Annotated in this window: 15 protein-coding genes; 5 read left to right on the plus strand and 10 right to left on the minus strand. The window is 61.4% G+C overall.

Annotation, left to right across the window (positions count from 1 at the left end):
* Nucleotides 1-386: 386 nt before the first annotated feature.
* Complete coding sequence (locus GWG65_RS06345; RefSeq protein ID WP_342760628.1) at nt 387-998, minus strand: zincin-like metallopeptidase domain-containing protein; 612 nt, start codon at nt 996-998, stop codon at nt 387-389.
* Entirely contained in the window at nt 964-1,272 is a 309-nt protein-coding gene (locus GWG65_RS40420) for an ArdC family protein (RefSeq protein WP_342760629.1), read from the minus strand. The genes GWG65_RS06345 and GWG65_RS40420 overlap by 35 nt, the downstream gene beginning before the upstream one ends.
* A 358-nt stretch (nt 1,273-1,630) precedes the next feature.
* Here GWG65_RS40420 and GWG65_RS06350 point away from each other — a divergent pair, with 358 nt between their 5' ends.
* A complete protein-coding gene (locus GWG65_RS06350) occupies nt 1,631-3,643 on the plus strand; it encodes a hypothetical protein (RefSeq protein WP_275194554.1) in 2,013 nt (670 codons plus the stop codon).
* A 454-nt stretch (nt 3,644-4,097) separates the two neighbouring features.
* Here GWG65_RS06350 and GWG65_RS06355 read toward each other — a convergent pair whose 3' ends face one another.
* Nucleotides 4,098-5,282, minus strand: coding sequence for a retropepsin-like aspartic protease (locus tag GWG65_RS06355; protein ID WP_275194555.1), 1,185 nt, complete (start codon nt 5,280-5,282; stop codon nt 4,098-4,100).
* A gap of 256 nt (nt 5,283-5,538) precedes the next feature.
* Here GWG65_RS06355 and GWG65_RS06360 point away from each other — a divergent pair, with 256 nt between their 5' ends.
* Both GWG65_RS06360 and GWG65_RS06365 read left to right on the plus strand, forming a co-directional pair.
* Nucleotides 5,539-6,105 (plus strand): recombinase family protein, encoded by a 567-nt coding sequence (locus tag GWG65_RS06360; protein ID WP_275194556.1) that lies wholly within the window; start codon nt 5,539-5,541, stop codon nt 6,103-6,105.
* 52 nt (nt 6,106-6,157) lie between these two features.
* A complete protein-coding gene (locus GWG65_RS06365) occupies nt 6,158-6,412 on the plus strand; it encodes a hypothetical protein (protein WP_275194557.1) in 255 nt (84 codons plus the stop codon).
* Nucleotides 6,413-6,435: 23 nt separating this feature from the next.
* Here the strand turns inward: GWG65_RS06365 and GWG65_RS06370 are convergent, their stop codons facing one another.
* Nucleotides 6,436-7,695, minus strand: coding sequence for a MobA/MobL family protein (locus GWG65_RS06370; RefSeq protein WP_275194558.1), 1,260 nt, complete (start codon nt 7,693-7,695; stop codon nt 6,436-6,438).
* Nucleotides 7,696-7,954: 259 nt separating this feature from the next.
* Between GWG65_RS06370 and GWG65_RS06375 the strand changes: the two genes are divergently transcribed.
* Together GWG65_RS06375 and GWG65_RS06380 are read left to right on the plus strand one after the other, a co-directional pair.
* Entirely contained in the window at nt 7,955-10,804 is a 2,850-nt protein-coding gene (locus GWG65_RS06375) for a type IV secretory system conjugative DNA transfer family protein (protein ID WP_275194559.1), read from the plus strand.
* 72 nt (nt 10,805-10,876) lie between these two features.
* Nucleotides 10,877-12,490, plus strand: coding sequence for a type IV secretory system conjugative DNA transfer family protein (locus GWG65_RS06380; RefSeq protein ID WP_275194560.1), 1,614 nt, complete (start codon nt 10,877-10,879; stop codon nt 12,488-12,490).
* Here the strand turns inward: GWG65_RS06380 and mobQ are convergent.
* The 6 genes from mobQ to GWG65_RS06410 form a co-directional block, all read right to left on the minus strand.
* Nucleotides 12,408-13,568: a MobQ family relaxase gene (mobQ, locus tag GWG65_RS06385; protein WP_275194561.1), complete on the minus strand. Its 1,161-nt coding sequence runs from the start codon at nt 13,566-13,568 to the stop codon at nt 12,408-12,410. The two genes, GWG65_RS06380 and mobQ, sit on opposite strands and share 83 nt — an antisense overlap.
* A gap of 375 nt (nt 13,569-13,943) precedes the next feature.
* Nucleotides 13,944-14,159: a hypothetical protein gene (locus GWG65_RS06390; RefSeq protein WP_275194562.1), complete on the minus strand. Its 216-nt coding sequence runs from the start codon at nt 14,157-14,159 to the stop codon at nt 13,944-13,946.
* Nucleotides 14,156-14,365 carry a hypothetical protein gene (locus tag GWG65_RS06395; RefSeq protein WP_275194563.1) on the minus strand — a complete coding sequence of 70 codons (210 nt, stop codon included), beginning with the start codon at nt 14,363-14,365 and terminating at the stop codon, nt 14,156-14,158. The genes GWG65_RS06390 and GWG65_RS06395 overlap by 4 nt, the downstream gene beginning before the upstream one ends.
* Before the next feature lie 525 nt (nt 14,366-14,890).
* Nucleotides 14,891-16,102 (minus strand): hypothetical protein, encoded by a 1,212-nt coding sequence (locus GWG65_RS06400; protein WP_275194564.1) that lies wholly within the window; start codon nt 16,100-16,102, stop codon nt 14,891-14,893.
* 3 nt (nt 16,103-16,105) lie between these two features.
* Complete coding sequence (locus GWG65_RS06405; protein WP_275194565.1) at nt 16,106-16,444, minus strand: hypothetical protein; 339 nt, start codon at nt 16,442-16,444, stop codon at nt 16,106-16,108.
* 320 nt (nt 16,445-16,764) lie between these two features.
* Nucleotides 16,765-18,663, minus strand: coding sequence for a ParB/RepB/Spo0J family partition protein (locus GWG65_RS06410; protein ID WP_275194566.1), 1,899 nt, complete (start codon nt 18,661-18,663; stop codon nt 16,765-16,767).
* Nucleotides 18,664-18,854: the final 191 nt, after the last annotated feature.

Here is an 18,854-nt window from a genome sequence, read left to right on the forward strand (position 1 = left end):
ATTGTATACATTTTGCAAATCCGTCGCCTGCCGCCTTGCAGATCCGTTGCCCGCATGTTGGGCCCCTTCCCCTCGTGAGGAGAACGATGATGCGGGCAAGCACGGCGCTCACTTGCACGCCTGCTTGCGCCCTGTGAGGGGGCTGATGCGTTCGGTGCCGACCTTGCATGCCGGCGCGCCGTCGCGACGGGGTGCGGGCGTGGTCGGCGATGCGGCGTCCACCCGTGCGGCCGGGGGCGTGTGTGCCGGCCGTGTCGTGTCCGCTGCAAGCGGGGACGCCGCCACGGATGCCCCTATCAGGGCGTAGGCAGCGACGCGGGCTTTGTGTCCGTGCACGGGGCCAGTTTAGCTGGCAAAGATGTATGCAGCAGCAGGGCTGCTACTTATCAAGCCATTGGTGAAGTAATCGGTGCTTCACGGCGTTGCAGGAAAGACACCGCTTCACCGGCCTTGGACGCGGCCGTAAAGATAGCGCGCTTGTCGGCCTTCAGCACGTTCAGCCAGTGCGCAAGGTACTGCGCATGATCAGCACGCGGCTCAACAGCAATCCCGAGTTCTGCGCAAAGGAATGCAGCGCCCAGCTCGGCGACCAGTTCTTCCATTGCATAGGCTTCCGTACCAAAGCGCCCGGACAGGTCGCGGTCACAGCGATGAGGCAGGGCGGTCCAGTGGGTCAGCTCGTGCAGCAGGGTGGAGTAGTAGGCCTCGCTCGGCGTCGAGCTCGCCGATCCGGTGAAGGCTTCTCGCGGCGGCATGTGGATCTCGTCCAGCTTGGGTATGAAGCAGGCGCGGTTGCCGCTATGAACGATCTTCGCTTCGGTACGGGCAATGAAGCCATCGACGTCTTGCAGCTCTTGAACTGGAGTAGCAACCGGACCCTCGTTCAGGCCATCGACCTGGTCGGCATTGAAGACGGGCGTCGCCCGCGCAAACAGACGGCTCTTACGTTCGTCCCCGCCTTCCTCAGTCGACCTCGATCTCCTTGTAGAAAACCACATAGGAAGCCTTCTGGCCCTTGCGGACGCTGGCCCCCTTCTCCGTCCACTGTCGGTAGGTGCCCCACAGGTGCGAGCCGTAGCCGTTCACCTGGGCCTCAACCCAAAGGCCGAGAACATTCACGCCGCGGTACTTGTTTCCGGAGGCAATATTGACGGGATGGCGTCCCCCGCTGCCACGGTGCCACGGCATCTGCCATTGTCCTGTACCGGCCTCGATCGCCGCTACGATGCGGTCGGTCAAGTGCTGGTGAATATCGAAGCGTTCCTTGCTCATCTCGTCTCTCCTTGTTTGCGGCCACCGGCCGTGCCGGCGACCGGAGAGACGCGGAGAGACGGACGCCGCACACCGAGAGGTGCGCGCCTGCGCGAGGGCTTGACCCTTGCGGCGGACGGACATCCGCGTCAGGTCAGCCGATGAGCATGGCTGGAGGGACGTGAAGGAGAGACGGGCAGAGGAGGCGGAGTTCCTGCTGAGAGGAGGGCTCACTTGGCGCGGATGAGATCGCGTCGACGGCGACGGCCTGGCAGCATAGCAAACCAATAAGTCACACTGGTTCGACCGTTCTGAAGGAGCGGGGATGCCTGCGTGTCAGTGAAGCGCATAATATCTTTATCCATAAGGAGATATGCGGATGCGTTACTCGCCCCGTTTGCAGGCTGCGGCACTGACCGCCAGTGCCCTGGTTCCCTGTTCCTTCTCCTTCGCCCAGGCTGATATTCCCCTTGAGCGGGTGGCCCAGGACCCCCATGACGACTTGCGGGGGGCCAACGAGGCTTATCTTCGTCAGGTGGCCGCCAACTGCACCGGCAACGTCCAGGACGAGGCTTCCAAGCTTTGTCCGCAGAGTTGCATGATTGCGGTGCCTAATACTTCCCTGCCTGCCGGCGACAGTTGCGACCCGCGCACCTGGCGTTGCGCCTGGCCACAACAGGCGGTCGGCGAGACCCAGGCCTGCCCTTCCGGCTGGACCGGCACTTACAGCCAGGACCATTACTTCGACGTGCAGAGTTGCGGCACCACCATGGGCGACACCGGACAGGTGAAGCTGCTGAGCGTCAACTGCTCCCGCGACCGCCCCGAGGGCCGCACCGATGCCTGCCCCAATGTGGCCGGCGGCGGCTGGGTCGGCGGCGGTGCCACCTACTCCCGCACCCACCACGAGGTGCTGGTGGCTCCGCTTGGCACCACGGTCTCCGCTTCTTCCATTCCCTGGACCGTTTCCGAGACCTCCGTCACCGACTGGAGTTTGGTGGGCAATGTGAATTGCACGCGTGATATCAAGCGCGACACATATGATAGCTGCCTGAGCGGCGCTAGTTGTTACAAAGATACTGTAAGCAGTAACGGCGCCATTATGGCCAACACTTGCGGCATGCCGGCCAGCCCGAAAAAAAGTTCCAGCATGGTGGGACACCAGCACCTTGCGAGTGACCTGACTACTGTGGTGACCGACAGCTATGATGCAGCCACCCAAACTTTGAACGAGTGCGTTTGTCCTGACGGTTCGGCAATGCCTGCCGATGGTCAGTGCACCAAACCTTGCCCTGACGGCGGCACCCGCCCTTATAACGGATACTGCCGCCCAGACCTTTGCTGGGGCCAGAGGTTTAGTGGCGATATAGCTTACTATGGCTGCTTGGAGTGCACCAATCTCTACCCCTCATGGCAAGTTATAGAATCGGGCGGTGGCTATTGCGGGAATGACGGAACTGACGGTGATGGTGGCGGCGGCAGCTCTGGCGGTGAAGGAGATGCGGGCGGTGACGACAGCCCGGTGACCATCGATATGGATAATGACGGTTTCAATGTCATTTCGAAAGATGCCAGCACCGCCACCTTCGACTTTACCCCCGGCAAGCGCGTAAAGACCGCCTGGGTTAGCCCCAAGGACCCGCTGCTGGCGATGGACTACAACGGCAACGGCACCATTGACGGCAGCCTGGAAGTGTTTGGTAACGTAGACACCACCAACGGTTTTGAAGCGCTGCGCGTAGCCGAGGACACCAACCACGACAACGTGATTGATGCCAAGGACAAGAACTGGAAGAAGCTGGTGGCCTGGTTCGACCTCAACGGCGACGGCGTTGGACAACCGAATGAGTTGAAGAGTTTGGATAGCCTTGGGGTTGCCGCCATTCCGCTTACCTACAGCGACAGCACCGAGCACACCAAGGATGCTTTCTTCCCCTTCACCGCCAAGGTGCTGATGAAGGATGGGTCTACGCGTCCGGCTAGCGATATCTTCCTGCTCGATAGCGCCGTTAAGGCTTTGTATGGAACCGCCGGCAACGATGTGCTGGTTTACAAGAAGCAGTTCCTGCTGGTGGACGGCCAGGATGGCAGCGACACCTTGAGGGTTGAGGGTGCGGATAACCTGATACTGGGCGGCACCGAGTTCCTGCTGCGCAATGTTGAGGTTATTGACCTGAAGAACAAGATTGCCAACCATGTGGACATTGACATGGTGCGCCTGCTGGAGAACAGCCGCAGCAGGCTTGACCTGACTATTGAAGGTGACAAGGCTGACAGCGTGACCGTTAAGAATGCTGCCGCGTTCACCAAGACCAAGGTTGCCGGCTACACCGTGCTTACCGACAAGGTTGGCAACAGGCTGCGCATCGGAAGAGCGATACAGCTCAAGTAGGCTGAAGCGCCACCCGCCAAGAATAACAATGAAAGAATAAAATCATGCGGGTCTTCATACTGAGTACAGTGATCGCGGCATTGCCCGTCCAGTATGGGACGAAGCTTGAATTTTGCAAGTGGGATCGGCAACACCTCCCCCGTGGACCCGCAAATCCGGCTCGTTGGCCGCCTTTCTGAAAATAGACTTACGGCTCACAAATCACCGGGGCGGACACCCACCAGGATTACGCCCGCACCAATTGCTTGCTTCCGACCCGCTCCAGCCGCGCGCCTTGGCGCCGGATACGCAGTCATCGTAGGTGCACGTGCCAGCCTGCTTGGGCTGCGGTTTCGAGGGCTTTTGCTGGCCCATAGCCGGACCTGAGATCACAACGGCGGCGATAAGAAGCAGGGACGGTAAACGCATAATATCCTCTCGGCTGGTTGATAAACAACATTGGGAAAACTCAAGGTCAGTTCAAGGTACGTGGTTTCAGTTCGAGAGCGCCCCCGGCAAGTGTTATGTTGAAGCGCGCAAGAAATGTCATGCCCAAAAGGCCATCAACCTGCGGGCCGTAGGCAGCGGCGTTGCCCATATTGATCGCGACCGGCACGTTGGCAGCCCGCACATTGCCGATTTCCATCAGCTGTGCGTTACCGGGGGCGGATTGCACGGTGCCACCGACGACCTGGAAGGTGATGGGATTGCTCTCGTCGGGCAGGATGCGCGCCCGAGCCGCGAAGGCAGGCGTCATCGAAACCATCGACGCACCCGTATCAACGATCATGCGCCCCTTGGCCCCGTTTATGGTCACGTCCACAATATTGGAGGTACCGACCACGACCCGGTCGCTCCCGGTGGCGTAGGATGCCCGGCAGTTGCCCTTGGTGGCGTATTCCGAAATCAGCTGAGAAATCTGTGGGGTCTGGCGCTTGGCGACGTCGTAGGAGAGGAACATCTCCAAAGGCGTAATCGCATCGCACGGACGCCCGACGGCATCGTACATGCGGGATATCCGATAGAACTCAGTGGCGGCAACATTAGATAGGTCCGAGAAAAGTTGCAGCGTACTGATGAAGTCGCTGAGTGCCGCTTTGTAGTTCTTCAAGCGCTCATAAGCCGTCCCACGCAAAAATCTATATCGCGGCCTCGCCGGACTGAGCTTGACCATCTCTTCGGACACACCGAGCGCACCGCTGTAGTCTGCCAATCGCGTGAGCGCTGCATAGGCCAGTTCAAGCAGGTCGTCATTGTGGCCGCACCGTTCGCCGAAGCTCATGGCGCTTCTGGCGCCTTCTCGCGGATAGCCTGAGTCGACCATCAGCTTGGCCAGCGGCTCTATGGCTTCCCGGTCGCATGGCTCGCGCTGAAGCTGGTCGAGGAGCCGGGCAGCCTCACTCTTTTGTTCGAACGTGACTGGCATCGTTGTGACATCAAGACTGGCGTAGACCTTGCCGAACCGGCTTAGTGGCTCCGCCTTCTTGGCGACGGGTGCATTCTGAAAGAGCGACAGCAGGGCGCGTTTCTCTTCGGGAGACGCCAGTTGCAAGTAGAGCAGCGCGGCGCCCCCGCAAACAATCGCGAGCGCAACGATGACTGCAATTGGGCCTAGGTACGCCGGTTGCTCGGTGTAATCGGGAATGAGCCGTTCTGGCATGTAACCCCCAACGAGTGCGCAGCAACCGTCAGTGATTGCGAATTGCGCAGCCTTCTGCCGTGATAGCGAAATTCCTGATTTACGCATGAGCCGGAAAAGCTCAGTCTCGGGAAAAACAAGAAACGCTCTGCAAAGTTTCAATGCACCGAATAACTTCCTCAAAAGATTCGACAATTGTGCGAGGCGGCGCGTTAGCCCACCGCAGGGAAGGGGGCTTGCAAAATTCAGGAGTTTTGCAAGTAGCAAACTGAATCCCATGCGTGTCTACGGGTACGCCCGTGTGAGCACCAGCAGCCAAGAGCTGGACATTCAACTCGCCCAGCTCGACACCGCTGGCTGCGAGCGGGTGTTTTGCGAAAAGGAAAGCGGCATCAAGGATCATCGCCGCGTACTCTCCCAGCTCATTCGGAGACTGCGGCCCGGCGACATTGTGATCGTCCCGGCTCTCGACCGTCTTACTCGCGGCGGCCCGTTCAAGATGCTGAGCGTTCTAGATGAAATCACCTCGCGTGGTGCTGCCTACAAGTCATTGGCTGAACCCTGGGCGGATACGACACACGAGCTTGGCGAGGTGCTGGCGGCCCTCGTCGGTTACATCGCCAGGAAAACGCGAGAAGACATTATTCGTCGCACCAGCGCCGGACGCGAGCGCGCCCGGCAGAATGGCGTGAGGTTCGGTCGGAAGCCAAAACTCAGCATGGCGCAGCGCCAAGCCGCCTTGGCGCGCCGCTTGGCGGGTGAGAAGCAGGAGGTCATTGCCAAGGCATACGACGTCAGCTGCTCGACGATTTCCCGGTTGAAGCGGATGGACACCACCGGCTAGAAAGGCGCGCTCGGCGAGGCAGCATCAAGCTCTGGTTCGAAGGAACGGTTTCATGGCGGGATGGATGGTGACGGTTGGAGTCGTAAGGGACGATGGCAAAGTCGGCCATGAAATGTATGCCGTTGCGGTCGATGATCCAGAGCAGGCCGTGCAGGTTGCGTTGAGAGCCGCCAACAGCGATGCAGCTGTGGTCAACGGCGAGATCGATGAAGCCTCGATGAAATCGATTGGGCTGAAGGCTGGTGAGATTCTGAAGGTGCTTGACGAGAACTCCGATCCCCTCACGAGCCGGACGAGGCGCCACTAAGCGAAGAAACAGCCATGCAGTTGCTATCGTTCCGGAGTGTGGTCTTCCGCGCGGTCCGGCTTTACGCGACCGGGCTTGCTGCTGCGATATCTGGCGGCCGCAGGCTTCGCGGTTGGACGCGTGGCACCCTTTGACGCGAGACGCTCGCTGAAGGTCGGTTGCCCTTGCTGAGGGGGCGGTCGGTGGGGCCCCTTCTCTGCCTCCCGCATTTGCGAGAAGGTCTTGCGCGTCAAGCCAGGGCCTTCGCGCTCACCATTGCGGGCGGCTTTGATATCTGCGCTCTCGGTCTCGCCGCCCTGGCCAAGAGGGAGCACTCCTTGGCGCTGGCGGCTCCGGTCCTTCTCTCGCTTGTGGTCTGCCATGTTGACGACCTTTCCGTCATCGTCCCGCGGTCTGCCATCGCGGGGCGCGTGCTTGAGTGCCCTGAAGGATGGCCGTATCCGCCGCGGTTCTTCCACCGGCTCTGCGCGATGAGGGTTGTGAATGCCGCGAAGCGCGGAAATCTCCCGCCGCTGGTTGTCGGCGTCGACCGCATCCCAATAGTCGCGCTCGGTCTCTCGCCCGCCGGCCCGTCTCGCGCGGTTGACCTCGGGCCGGCTACGCCCCTTGTCGATCTTCCGATAGTCCACATCACGATGGCTACGTCGTGAGCCGGGTCGATTTCTGCGGCGGCGCGAGCGCGAGTCCGGCCGCGCACCGCGACGGTCCATGGCCTGGGCCTGCGGACCTTCGTGAATGGTCGGCTCCCGTTGAATGCCCTGAGCCTCAAGCGTCCGGCGGTCGATGCGCTCCTTATGGCCGGCGCGACTAAGGGCTCGGTTCGCATAATCCTCCCACTGCCGCCGCAGGCGCTCGGTGCTGCCAATTTCGCTTGTGCCGATTACCCGCTTGTTGGTCGACGGATCACGGTCGCGGATCACCAGGTGACAATGCGGGTTGCGGGCGTCCTTCCCCTTGGTGTGGAAGGCGGCGAGCCAAGGTGCTTTTCCCTTGGTCACGTGCTCGGCGAAGTCCTTTACCAGGCCAATCCGTTGCTCCTCGGTCAGCTCGCGCGGTAGGGCGAGCATAACCTTGTCCAGCACACGGGCGTTCTTGCGATCTCTGTCCTCGCAGCCGCGGAGATAGTCGGCAATCTCGCGGGGGGTCCGGGCCGGAAACCGCGCCTGCCGAATGTCGCTCAGCGCATCCTTGCGGGTGATGTAGCGGATATGGGCGGCGGCCGTGTACGGCTGCGCCTGCGTGGACTTGCCGACAGGAGTGTGATGCAGGCTGTAGATAGCCAACGCTCGCCTCCGTGGGGCCGTGCGCGGGTTTGCCTGCAAACCCATAAGTGCGCACTGCCCGCCGGACCCCACGATAGCCAGCCTTCCGGTCCCTCGCAAGCCGAACGATGCGCCGTCCTAGGGCTCGCTCCGCTTTCGCCCACGAGCATTCCACGGACCGCCGACCCTAGCTGATTCAGGCCGCTGGGCACGCGCCGACGTTGATTTTGGCGCCACAACTGTTGGATAGTGCCGCCAGGGGTACTCGCGGGGCACACACATGCTGACTTCACCGGATCGGCCGGCGTCCTTCCTGCATCAATGGGTTGGCATTAAGGACCAGGAGCCGCCGATAACCGATGAAGAATTCAGGCTTTACCAGACGCTGAGGGAAAACCTTCAGTACGCTCCCGCGGATATCGCCCGAGGAATTTCCACACCCTCGGCGGTCAACCGGCGCACCAGGGCAGCCGTTCGCAAGATTGTCTCCGATCCAGGATTGCCCGCCCTTCTTTCGGCCCTGGAGCGGGCAAAGAGTGAAGCCCTGGCCGAAGACGAAAGGCGCAGCCAGGAGCGGCGCCTGGTAGAGGCAAGGGAAGCCGAGCTTCGTCTCCAGGGCGACCTCGCCAAGATCGATACCATTCACGACAATCAGCTCAATGACCTCTGCTTCGAGCTGGGGGAGCTTGAGCAACTGATCGGCAAGGCCGCCATCAAGGAAGCATCGCTGCGCATCGCCCTTGAAAGCCAGAGCCAATGGACCAAAAACCAGCGCTCAATGAACCTGAACACGGCCAGTTCGGGCGGCGGCGGTGCCGCCGTCGTGTTCGGGGCACTTGCCAACATCGAGAACAGGATTCGTGACGGTGTCGATGCCCACGGGATCGCCTCCGGCATGAGCAAATTCGCCATCAGGCGGTCGCTCGTATCCATGTCGGATGCCGAGCGCGCCATCCTCCGGATGGCGGATGTGCTCTCAGCGCTTGGTCATATGGAACGCAACGAATACCTGCGGATAGCCGTGCCGATTGCCTGGAATGGCGGCGACTGCGCCTACGAGTTCGGGGTGGGATTCAACTTCAATGAACGGGCAGCCGCCCTTGACGTGCTCAAGCAACTGCTGAACGCTTCTGTTGGTACGGTCGGGGGCGCCCGCGAGTACCTCAACCAGGCTGTGCGTGCCGCTCTCGAACCGGCGAGCGGTCTGGCCGCGCCGAAAAGAGAAATTATCGAGCGCTACCTCTTCAGCGGAAACCGCTGGATGACGGAAGCCGAGGGACAGCGAGCCCATGCTCGCGACGACTTGTCGGCCTCGGCGCTGCGCATCGGCGGCTTTCCGGGTACCAAAGCGGAGTTCATCTACGACAAGCGCGAGAGCCTGGTTACCTTGGCTCCATCAGGCAGCGGCAAGACCCAGTCCCACGTGCTTCGTAACCTCCTCTACATGGAAGCCCCTGCGCTGGTGCTCGATGTCAAAGGCGAGATGCACGATCAAACGCGGCAATGGCGCGAAGAGAACGTCGGCCCAACCTACCTGTTCAAGCCGACCGATCCAGACGAGTCACTCCATTTCAATCCCATCGATGAAATTCGCACGGACCCCGATCTCGCGTGGGACGACGCGCGCCGTCTCGCCGACTTCCTCATGGTGCCCTCCGGGCGAACCTCGCGGGATGACTCGTACTGGGAGAACCGGGCACGCGACATGATCACGCTGGCGCTGCTCGACGTCGCGCTCAACGAGGCCCCTGAACACAGGAACATGGCGGGCGTGCTGGACCGCATTTTCACGTCAGGCGATGAAGAAATTCTGCAGTGGTGCGAACAACTCGAAGAAAGCGGCAACCGACAACTCATTCTTGGCGCCAGCGCCCTCAAAGGACTCGACAAGAAGCCGCGCGAGAGCGTGTTCGACACGGCCAGGGCCTGGCTGGAGATCTGGACATCCCCGGCCATCCGCAAGATCAGCGCGGACTCCAACTTTGATCCTGGCTGTCTCCGCAAAGAGAATGCCACGCTGTATCTCGCGGTCAAACTTGAGGACATCAGGAAGTTTGCGTCTATCCTGCGGGTTCTGATTGGACAGGCTCTCATAAAGGTTTACCGGGAGAAGCCGGAGACCGACGCGCGCACCATCACGTTCTTTCTCGACGAACTGGTTCGCCTTGGGCGCATGGACGTCATCGAAGAGTCTCTCGACGTGGGCCGCGGCTACGGCGTCCGCCTGTGGCTCTTCTGCCAAAACTTCGGTCAACTTGAAGTCACTTATCCCAACGCAAAGGGAATGGTCAGCAATTGCGCGGTGCGCTGCTACATGAACCCGGACGAGGACGCCGCGCGCTGGATGTCGGAGAACCTGGGTACCCGGCAGGGTTTGCTCGATGGTAATCGCAAGCCGCTGGTGGAGCACCACGTACTCACCGGCCCGGAGTTCAATGACCAGATGGTCGTGTTCTCGCGCGGGGCGCCTCCTGCGCGCCTGACCAAGATGCCGGCGTACGCCGACGCCGAGTGTCAGGCGAGGAGTTCAGGCAACTGGACCAAGCCGCAGCCTCCAGCGCCCCCCGTCATACAGAGTGCCCCATCCGTAGAGAACGCAATAAAAGCGGAACCTCAGGGGGCCGAAGCATCGGTAGCTCCTCCACCTTCGACCTTGAGATCCGAACCGGCCAAGTCCGCTGACGTCAACTGGGATACGCTCCTCGTCACAGCGACGCCGCCGTGGTCTTCTGAGCGGCGGACAGCTGCAAAGTCCGACGCGGACAAGAGACCCATCGGCACGCGCGAAATCGTCTATGGGGCGGTGCTGGTCGGTTTGGGCTGGCTTGTTACGCAGACGACCAAACCCGGCTCGGAGCAGGCGGACAACATCACACTCGCCGCGGCACTGAAAACTGCGGACAGGGAGCGAAAGAGTTTGCGCCAGGAGAAGGATAGTTGGTCTGAGACCCTGCGCCAGGCCGAACGGTTACGTGACCAGTATCTGAAGGACTTCAGGGAGACTATCGTCGTGCTCAATCGGGAGCGGGACGATCACCGTGCCACCCAGGACCGGCTTGCAAAGCTGCAGCGCGAGTTCGAGGCGGAGAGAGCGCGGAACGGCAAGCTGCCGGCCACGACGCGCCCGTGAGGTAATTGATGGACGTAAGTTGTCGGACAGAGCCGGGAATTTTACGCGAAAACGCCAAGATAGAAGCACACCTTGCAGTGCAAGGTTTCGTTCCAGCTCGCCAAACGCCGTGCGCATCCCCCAAAGTTGGCCATGGTCGCCTGGTGGCTGCGATTGGCGTTGTGGGTAGTTATCCTGCTCGTGCGAACGGGCTGGCTCATTTTAAGTCTCGCACGTGAACTGCTGCGCTGGGGTAGCCTCAGCCCTGGCGGTGCCCTGGGCTCGGCAAGGTTTGCGAACCAATGGGAGTTGTTCTGGTCCGGCGTGCGACGCGGACAGGGACCAATTGTCGGCCGGGTAGGCCGTTCTTTTTTGCGCTTCAATCGGGACGGCATGATCACCGTGTTCGCGCCCATGGGCGCCGGCAAGGGCGTCGGCGTGGTTATTCCGAACCTGCTCGACTACCGGGGCTCGGTGGTCTGTACCGACATCAAGGGCGAGAACAGCGCCATCACACGACGCCGTCGTGCCTCCTTTGGCATTGTCCGCGTCCTCGATACCACCAACCCGCACCAGTCGGACCACTTCAACCCGCTCGACATGATCCGCGCCGGTACCTTCCACGAGCGCGACGATGCCGAGGCTCTGGCCCGCCTGATGATAATCCCCGACGATAAAACCAGCCACTGGGACGCCAAGGCTGAAGGCCTGCTGGCGTGTCTGATCCTTCATGTCGTCCGGTTCGCGCCCGAACGACGTAACCTGGCGGAAGTACGAACCCTGTCCACGCTCCCTCCAGAGTCGTTCAAGGAGCTGTTGCGCGAGATCGGCACCAGCGGCTGCCGCGCCGCCGCCGAGATCGCAGCCAGCTTCCTGTCAATGGACGCCAGCGAGGAGTTCAGGAGTATCATTTCCAACGCCGAAAAGGCCACGCGGGTCTGGACCGCGGGCGGCCCCGCCAGCGAGATCAGCCGGTATTCCGACTGCGACCTCGGCAAGCTGGTGAAGGAGACCAAGACCATCTACCTCGTCGTAGACGAGGAGAAGCTCGACATCTACGCCGGCTTCCTGCGGGTGATGGTCGGCAGCGTCATCAACACGCTTACGCGCTCGAAGAACCTGCCGCGCCCCAGGCGAAAGGTCCTCCTGCTGCTCGACGAGGCTGCCGCCCTCGGTCACCTTGAACCGCTTGAGCGCGGGGTAGGGTACTTGCGTGCCTATTGCACACCGCTGCTTGTCTTTCAGGACATGAGCCAACTACGCGCGATCTATCGCCGCGCTGGCTCTTTCCTGGCCAATGCCACCTGCAAGGTATTCTTCAACGTCTCGGACCTGGAGGCGGCGCGCTTCGTCTCGGAGACCATCGGCCAGCACACGTCGATCGCACGCAACCAGGGTACGTCGCATTCGACAGCCGACTTAATGCGCGAGCAGCACTCCCTGGGCTCATCCGAGACCGGGCGCTGGCTGCTTGACCCATCCGAGGTCATGCGCCTGCCGGGGCGCCGGTCCATCGTGATGTACCGCAGCGACATCCTCCGCTATCCCGTGCTCGCATCGAAGGTCAACTACCGCTCCTGGCGGCACTGGCGCTGGCGAAGGCTCTACGACCGGTGGCCGCCGGTCAGCGCGGACGCGCACGGCCCCAGACATGCAGATACGGGAGATCCTGGCGCCAGTACCCGAAACGGTTCGACCAGACCGTGAGGCGTACAAGCTGGTTCTCGCGCAGATGCAGCAACTCGAAGAACAACCGGTCGAGCTCCGAGATAAGCCATTGAATTTGCGCGGCACGCTTGCGAGCGTGCAACGTGCGCTCCCAGGCAGTCGCGCGATCTTCGCGCGCTTGTTCAACGAGCTCGGACTCCCGAATGCGCGCCACATAGTGAGCCTGCCGCGTCTTAAACTTGGCGAGGTGCGCCTGAATTTTGGCGGCCTTCATCGCGAAGCGACCCGCATTGGCGCGGAGCCGGGCGGTATTGAACTCCGAACGGCTGCCTTCATCGAACTCGGTATAGCGCACCACCCGGCGGGTCTTCCGGCCGGTCGGCCTGCGGCGTACGGGTCCCTTCACCTTGTCCTTGCTTGCGGGCGGCCGTTGCCGCACCGCCTTCCTGACCTTTGGGCCGACATGCACTTCCGGCACGCGTTCGAGCGTCAGCGCATGAACGCGGTCGCCGTGGGAGAGGGCGGAGGCCTTCTGAACGGCGAGCGTGCGGTGGTCGACGCGCGCGATGAGGCCCCTTTCCCGCAGGGCTTTGTTCTGGTGGCTGGCCCAGGCCTCGCGCCATTTGATGAGCATAGAATCGCTGTTCCACTCCCGCGTCTTGACGCGCCTCAAGCCGAGCGGCGTAGCCTGCCGCATCGACAGCAGCACGTGCGCGTGGAAATTTCTCGGATCATCCCCCTTCTCCGGCACCGGAGCGTGGATGGCGAAATCGACCACCATACCCTCGGCAACAAACTGCTCGCGCACAAAGGCGCGGACCAGGTCCAAGCGTTCCTCTTTGGTAAGTTCGTGGGGCAACGCAATATTGATTTCCCGGGCGAGCTGCGCGTCACGGCGCTGCTCGATGGCCTCCACGTGATTCCACAGAGTCTCGCGGTCTCCCAGCCACTCGGCGCAACCTTCAGGCACGACGATCTCCGCGTGAACGACGCCGCGCCGCCTGCTGTAGTCAGCGACAGTGCCGCGCCGGTCGTCCTTCAGCGCTTCGCCCGCTCGATAGGCCGCCACCGCGACCACCGAGCGCCCCTCGGAGCGCTTCACCGGTTGAGCGGACAAATGGTAAGAGGCCAGGGATTTTGCTTTCTTGTTCTTGTCGCATAGCGACTCTTCCGGCCGCCGTGGCGGCCGCGCACCTATGTCGCGTAGCGATGTATAAGTGCGCCATTCACCTGGCGAAGCCTCTTTCTTCTCGGTGCAAGTTGCAAGGAAACATCACTCCTTCGAACAAAAACGCCGGGAAAATCAGCCGGCAGGCCCGATGTCGTTGGTCAGACAAATCGGCCGGGGGCAAGCCCCCGGACCCCCGCCTCGACACTTCCGTACCCCTGCATGCATGCGAGGCCCGGCTTAACTGGGCCTAGGCTCTGGAAGACTTGAAATAGAAACGCGTCGAACCCGGCAAGGCCGGGCGCGACGCGTTTAGACGCGAGCTCACATTGAAGAGGTGGCTTCGATCAGCGGTCTGGCTTGCCACCCGAAGGCGCTGCGGATCAGCTCAAAGCCGTCCATCGTACCGAGACTGTCGGTCAGATAGATGCGCTCGGCCTTGCGAACGGCGTCCTCAGGCGTCGCAGCCTCGACGACCACCGCCCATTCCTCGTAGTCGAAGCACTTGACCATGAAACGGGAAGAGGAAACGGGGCTCATTGCCCCGCCTCCTCATCGACTTCGGCGGACTTCGGTTCGCGAACGACCAGGCGGCCATCCAGTGGCAGGCAGCTCAGGCTGATGTTGAAGCCTTTGCCATCATCGTGGAGCCATGCTGCGCCGATCCGGGTCCAGAAGGCTTTGTCGCCTTCGCCCTCGACCACATAAACTCCATGTGGGCGCGGTTTCTTTTCGTTGCGTTTCATTTGACTATCTCCCGTTTGGTTTTGCCGGCTGCGCCAATCGCGGCCGGACGGGAAATTTCGGGAGACGAGGAGATAGCGGGCGCGCAACGGAGGGTCCGGCCGAGGGACCCTTCAGGGATACGGTTGGATGCCTTGCGCGTACGCGCCTCGGCGCCAGTTTCCCCGTCCTCCTGGCCGTGTATTGGGGTTAGACGCGCGACGGGAGATTGCTTCTAACGCAACTTAACCGCGCCAAAATTTTGTGGTTGAGGAAGACGGGACATCGCAGGTGGAGAAGCTTACGCTGAGCGCCAGTGCTCAAAAGGGTTCGTCCTGAGTGAAGTGCCTTTACCGGCCCGGCTGGATAGCGTTCGGTGCGCCCAAAACCGGCGGGCGTAGGCGAGCAGTGCTACACCTCTAGAGCAAGCAAATTGCCGTAGTGTGTGGCGGGTCACTGGCTGGAAGCACGCCGTCCTATAGGAGATATCGTCGAGCGTTCCTGGCAAAGAGTGGCGCAATCGTCCTGGGCGATATGTCGCGGTGCTACTAATCAGATCCGGCTGGCGGTTCTGAGAGAAATGTCAGTTGAGACCACAGCGCTTTAGCCGCTCGATCAGGAGCTTCGTTTTCTACGATTGGATGTAGGCGACTCGGATCGGCTATCTTTTGAGCCGAAAAATAGGCGTCGATCGCATCTTGCTTGCCAACGTAGAGGGCCTTAGCAAACTGAGAAATAAAGTTCTTTGCAGCGGATGCGCTTAGCTTGAGATCAGTGGCAGCGACGATTGGGCTGCCAGCAGCCAGGAATTGCGGGCCGAGCGCAGCTCTCGTCTCGCAATTCAATAGGATGATGGGCGGTAAACGGCCGCCGGCAGCCTTGCCGACCTCCTTGATATCATCTGGTGTCAAGTAATCGACGTCAGTGTCGGTATGAAGCCAGATCTTCTCACCATCAGAGTGAGCATACAGTATGACAACCCCGCCGGTCGGATCTTTTAGTCTCGACAGCAGCGCTTTTTTTGTTCTTGGACCAATAACATCGGACTTCCCATACGAACGGAAGGTCGCGGACACTCGCCGCGATAAATGCTGCCAAAAAAGCGGGGGCGCGTCGACGCCCATCTGTTTCACCGCATCTCTTGATCTCGGTGTAAAATCGAACAGCGTCACGTTTTGGGAGAAGGGACGCTCACGAAGCCATTTCATATTTGCAGCAAACTGAGGTACCTCGCTAACTTGCTCGACTATAAGGCTAGCCGCGCTGCCGAAACTGATGAGTGCTGAAGTATCGATAGGGCTAGCTTTTGCGCTCGCATCAAAGGGATCGGCACGCGAGACGACTATTGTAGCGTTCGGTGCTAGCGCTTTGTGAGCCGCGATGGCGCGAAGCGCATTGGCCTGAAAATGTTTGGATGCTTGCGCATCCTTGAGACGCTGTGGAGCAATGGCAGAAGCCAAGTAATCGTTCACGACAGCGTTCTTGCCTGAGGCATCCGTGCCAGTCCCTAGCTTGAAATAGGCGGCCTGAATCTCCGTTTCACCGCTCTTCGCAGTCTTTGCTCTTACATACGCGAGAGACGATGATCGGGGCGTCTCGTCGGGGATCGTCAGCAGAAGCTCACAGCTATTACAGCGGGCATCTGCGTTTCGCAGAAAATCAACGTAGTCGGCGTCGACCGGAGTCCTCAGGATCTGCGCCTCGGCCGCCGACGACATGATTGAGAGTAGGAAGAAAAAAGTAAAACTCAGTGCCTTCATAATCTATCCAATCAGAAAACCACGAATGCTCGGGGGATCCTGGCTTGTCATGTCGCGAGCTCCCAAGTTGCCGGTAGGTGTGTTCTTCGCGAGCTTCTGTATGAGCGAGGGAGCTGAATAGCCGACGAGAATTGCGGTCAGCGGCGTCAAGCCCGATCCGGAAAGACTCATGGCTGTCGCTAGTAGCCCACCGGCAATGATCATGAGAACGGTGATGAGCCAATATTTGATCGAGCGCGCATAGATCTCAACATAAGCGCTCCTCTTAAGTCCACCCCAATGGAGGAGTTCGCAGAATGCGCCCCCAAATAGAGCCCAGGCGAAAACGGAAACGGTGTTCATGGGCGCCCCCGCGCTTCAATTGGCGTGCTAGTTTCAAAGCCATAGCTCGTTTGAGCAGGAACGCCCGATTGGGGTCGAGCGGGAAATTGGTGAAAAAAATCCCAAACAAGGAATGGTAAGTAAGACGAGCTAGCTTAGCAGGCAAATCGCTGAATGCAACCAAAGGGAGAATTCTTCATATCCTTTGCGCAATCGCTCAACAATAGGTACGGAGATCTCGTGCACGTAATCGTGCTGGTTCACCGCCGCGCGCCCTTGGCACGTGGCAGATTCTCAAGACAAGAAACCGGGCCGCGCTCGCGACCCGGCTTGCCTAGAGATTACGCAGCCAGTGCAGTCTCGGTGCTCTGCTGCGACGACCGCAGCACGGGGGGCAGCCAGCCCTTATCAGCCAGCAACCGCTCGGCGGCCTCGGCCATCGCGGGCTTCTTCAAGTCTGCCAGCTGCGCGGCGGCTTCCTCCGACACCCCTTCGCGCACCGCCTCGACGATGACCGCCTTGGTGACCTGCCCAAGGTAGTTGGCAGCGGTGGGCTGCCAGTGCCCGGCCATATCCAGCGAGACCGCCTCCGCGAGGCCCTCGGCGTGTTTGAGGGTGGAGGATGAGCCTGCGCCCGGACGCACGACCGCATCAACCGTAAGGGCCGCACAATGCGCCAACAGGTGCATCAACTGCTCCTGCGTGAACCCGAGCAAGGCATCCCAGAGGTCTTGCACGTCGCCGGGCAGCCCCTTGGCCAGTTCAGCCTGCCGGTCGCTGCACGCGCGTCCCTGCGGGCTCTCATCAATCCCCGCCGCATGCGCCGACAGGTAGACCGTGCGCACGGTCATATCGAGGCACGACACGCGGTTGCCGACGTAGAACGTGGATGCCACGAACGCATGCACAACGGCAATGAACGCCATGTCGGGACGCTGCACCACCGCCTCCCGCAACGCCGCCGTCCGCTGGGCGGTGAGTTGCGCCACCAGTCGGTCGGGTAGCGCGGTGGACACCTCGCCATCCTTGCCTGCCGCCTCCTGCTCGGCCTCCCGGCGCTGCGAAGCCGGTGCTTCATCCTCCTTGCGGATGAACCCGCGTTCCACCCGCACACCGCCCTCGTAGCCCAGCGACACGAACGCGCCGCCCGCCGCGATGTCGGCAGCATCGTAGACCGGCTGGCCTTTCAGGGCCTCCATCTCCCTCTCAAGCTGGCTGACGCGGGCCTGCATCGCCTCGGTCATCTCTTCGCTCTCGGCGAGGGCTTCCAGTTCGTCGTATTCCGCCGCCAGCTTCTCCAGCTTGCGCTGCGCCTTGGCCGATAGGTCCGGCTCGGTGGGATAAACCCGGCGCATGGCGCTGGTGGCGCGGAAGTCGTATTCGGGCGTGACCATCACCCACGCCCAGCCTTCCGCACGCACCGCCTGCGCCTCCTGCTCCAGCTTGGCCAGCACCAGCCGGTCGAGCAACGCCGGGTCGGCGAAGTAGCCGCCGTTCTCATCGTCGAACAGGTCGCGGATGATAACGCCACCAGCGGCGGCGTAAGCCTCCACACCGACGAACTGCGCCCGCCGGTCGCTGGCAGCGACTTGGCCCTCGGTCAACGCCCGGCGGATGGCATCGGCGCCCTTGTCCCAGCCGAGGCACTGCCAGACCTCCTGCTGCCGCGTATGGTCGTCGGTGAGGGTGAACGCCATCACCTGCTCAAGGCGCATGCCGCCTTCGCGGTAGACCGCCATCAGCGCCGGGCTCACCGCCGCCAGCTTGAGCCGCTGCCGCACCACGGCCGGGGTCACGCCGAACCGCGCCGCGATGTCGTCCGCCGCCATCCCCTTCTCGTTGTGCAGCAACGCGAAGGCCTCGAACTCGTCTGCCGGATGCATCGAGGAACGGATGACGTTCTCGGCAAGGCTGATTTCGTGGGTGTCATGCTCGGTGTCGAGCACGCAGCGGATGAGGTCGGTCTTCTTGATTTGACGCCGCTTGGCCCGCAGCAACTGCGCCAGCCTGCGGCCTTCGCCGATGGTGACGAAGTAGTGGCCGGTCTCGCGGCCTTCGCCGTCATGCTCAGGCTCGACGACGAGGTTTTGCAGCATGCCGTTGGCGGCGATGCTGGCCGCCAAACCTTCCACTTCCGCCGCCGTGTGCTCGACCTTGCGCACGTTGCGGGGCGACTTCTTGAGCATGTTCAGCGGCACGAAAATCTCGCTGCCGCTCTTGGGTTGGGTTGTCTTCGTCATCTTAGGCCTCTTTCGTTGGGTTCAGGTTTCAGCGCAAAAACCGCGCTGAAGCCCTGCCCGTCGGCGAGACCGGGGAGGCAAGTGCAAGGGCGGACGCAGCCGAGGGGTATCTCCCGGTCTGCACAAGCGCAGCGCGGAAGACTGGGGAAACGGCTGCGGACGAGCGTCCTTCACGCGATCCCTTGCAGGCG

Origin of the sequence: Bradyrhizobium sp. CSA207 (assembly GCF_029051685.1) — a bacterium.
Taxonomy (GTDB): Bacteria; Pseudomonadota; Alphaproteobacteria; order Rhizobiales; family Xanthobacteraceae; genus Bradyrhizobium.

Bases quoted from the DNA above. Each gene is read 5' to 3' on its own strand.
- GWG65_RS06345 (WP_342760628.1), bottom strand. From the start codon at position 998: ATGTGGTTTTCTACAAGGAGATCGAGGTCGACTGAGGAAGGCGGGGAC.
- GWG65_RS40420 (WP_342760629.1), bottom strand. From the start codon at position 1,272: ATGAGCAAGGAACGCTTCGATATTCACCAGCACTTGACCGACCGCATC.
- GWG65_RS06350 (WP_275194554.1), top strand. From the start codon at position 1,631: ATGCGTTACTCGCCCCGTTTGCAGGCTGCGGCACTGACCGCCAGTGCC.
- GWG65_RS06355 (WP_275194555.1), bottom strand. From the start codon at position 5,282: ATGCCAGAACGGCTCATTCCCGATTACACCGAGCAACCGGCGTACCTA.
- GWG65_RS06360 (WP_275194556.1), top strand. From the start codon at position 5,539: ATGCGTGTCTACGGGTACGCCCGTGTGAGCACCAGCAGCCAAGAGCTG.
- GWG65_RS06365 (WP_275194557.1), top strand. From the start codon at position 6,158: ATGGCGGGATGGATGGTGACGGTTGGAGTCGTAAGGGACGATGGCAAA.
- GWG65_RS06375 (WP_275194559.1), top strand. From the start codon at position 7,955: ATGCTGACTTCACCGGATCGGCCGGCGTCCTTCCTGCATCAATGGGTT.
- GWG65_RS06390 (WP_275194562.1), bottom strand. From the start codon at position 14,159: ATGAGCCCCGTTTCCTCTTCCCGTTTCATGGTCAAGTGCTTCGACTAC.
- GWG65_RS06395 (WP_275194563.1), bottom strand. From the start codon at position 14,365: ATGAAACGCAACGAAAAGAAACCGCGCCCACATGGAGTTTATGTGGTC.
- GWG65_RS06400 (WP_275194564.1), bottom strand. From the start codon at position 16,102: ATGAAGGCACTGAGTTTTACTTTTTTCTTCCTACTCTCAATCATGTCG.
- GWG65_RS06405 (WP_275194565.1), bottom strand. From the start codon at position 16,444: ATGAACACCGTTTCCGTTTTCGCCTGGGCTCTATTTGGGGGCGCATTC.
- GWG65_RS06410 (WP_275194566.1), bottom strand. From the start codon at position 18,663: ATGACGAAGACAACCCAACCCAAGAGCGGCAGCGAGATTTTCGTGCCG.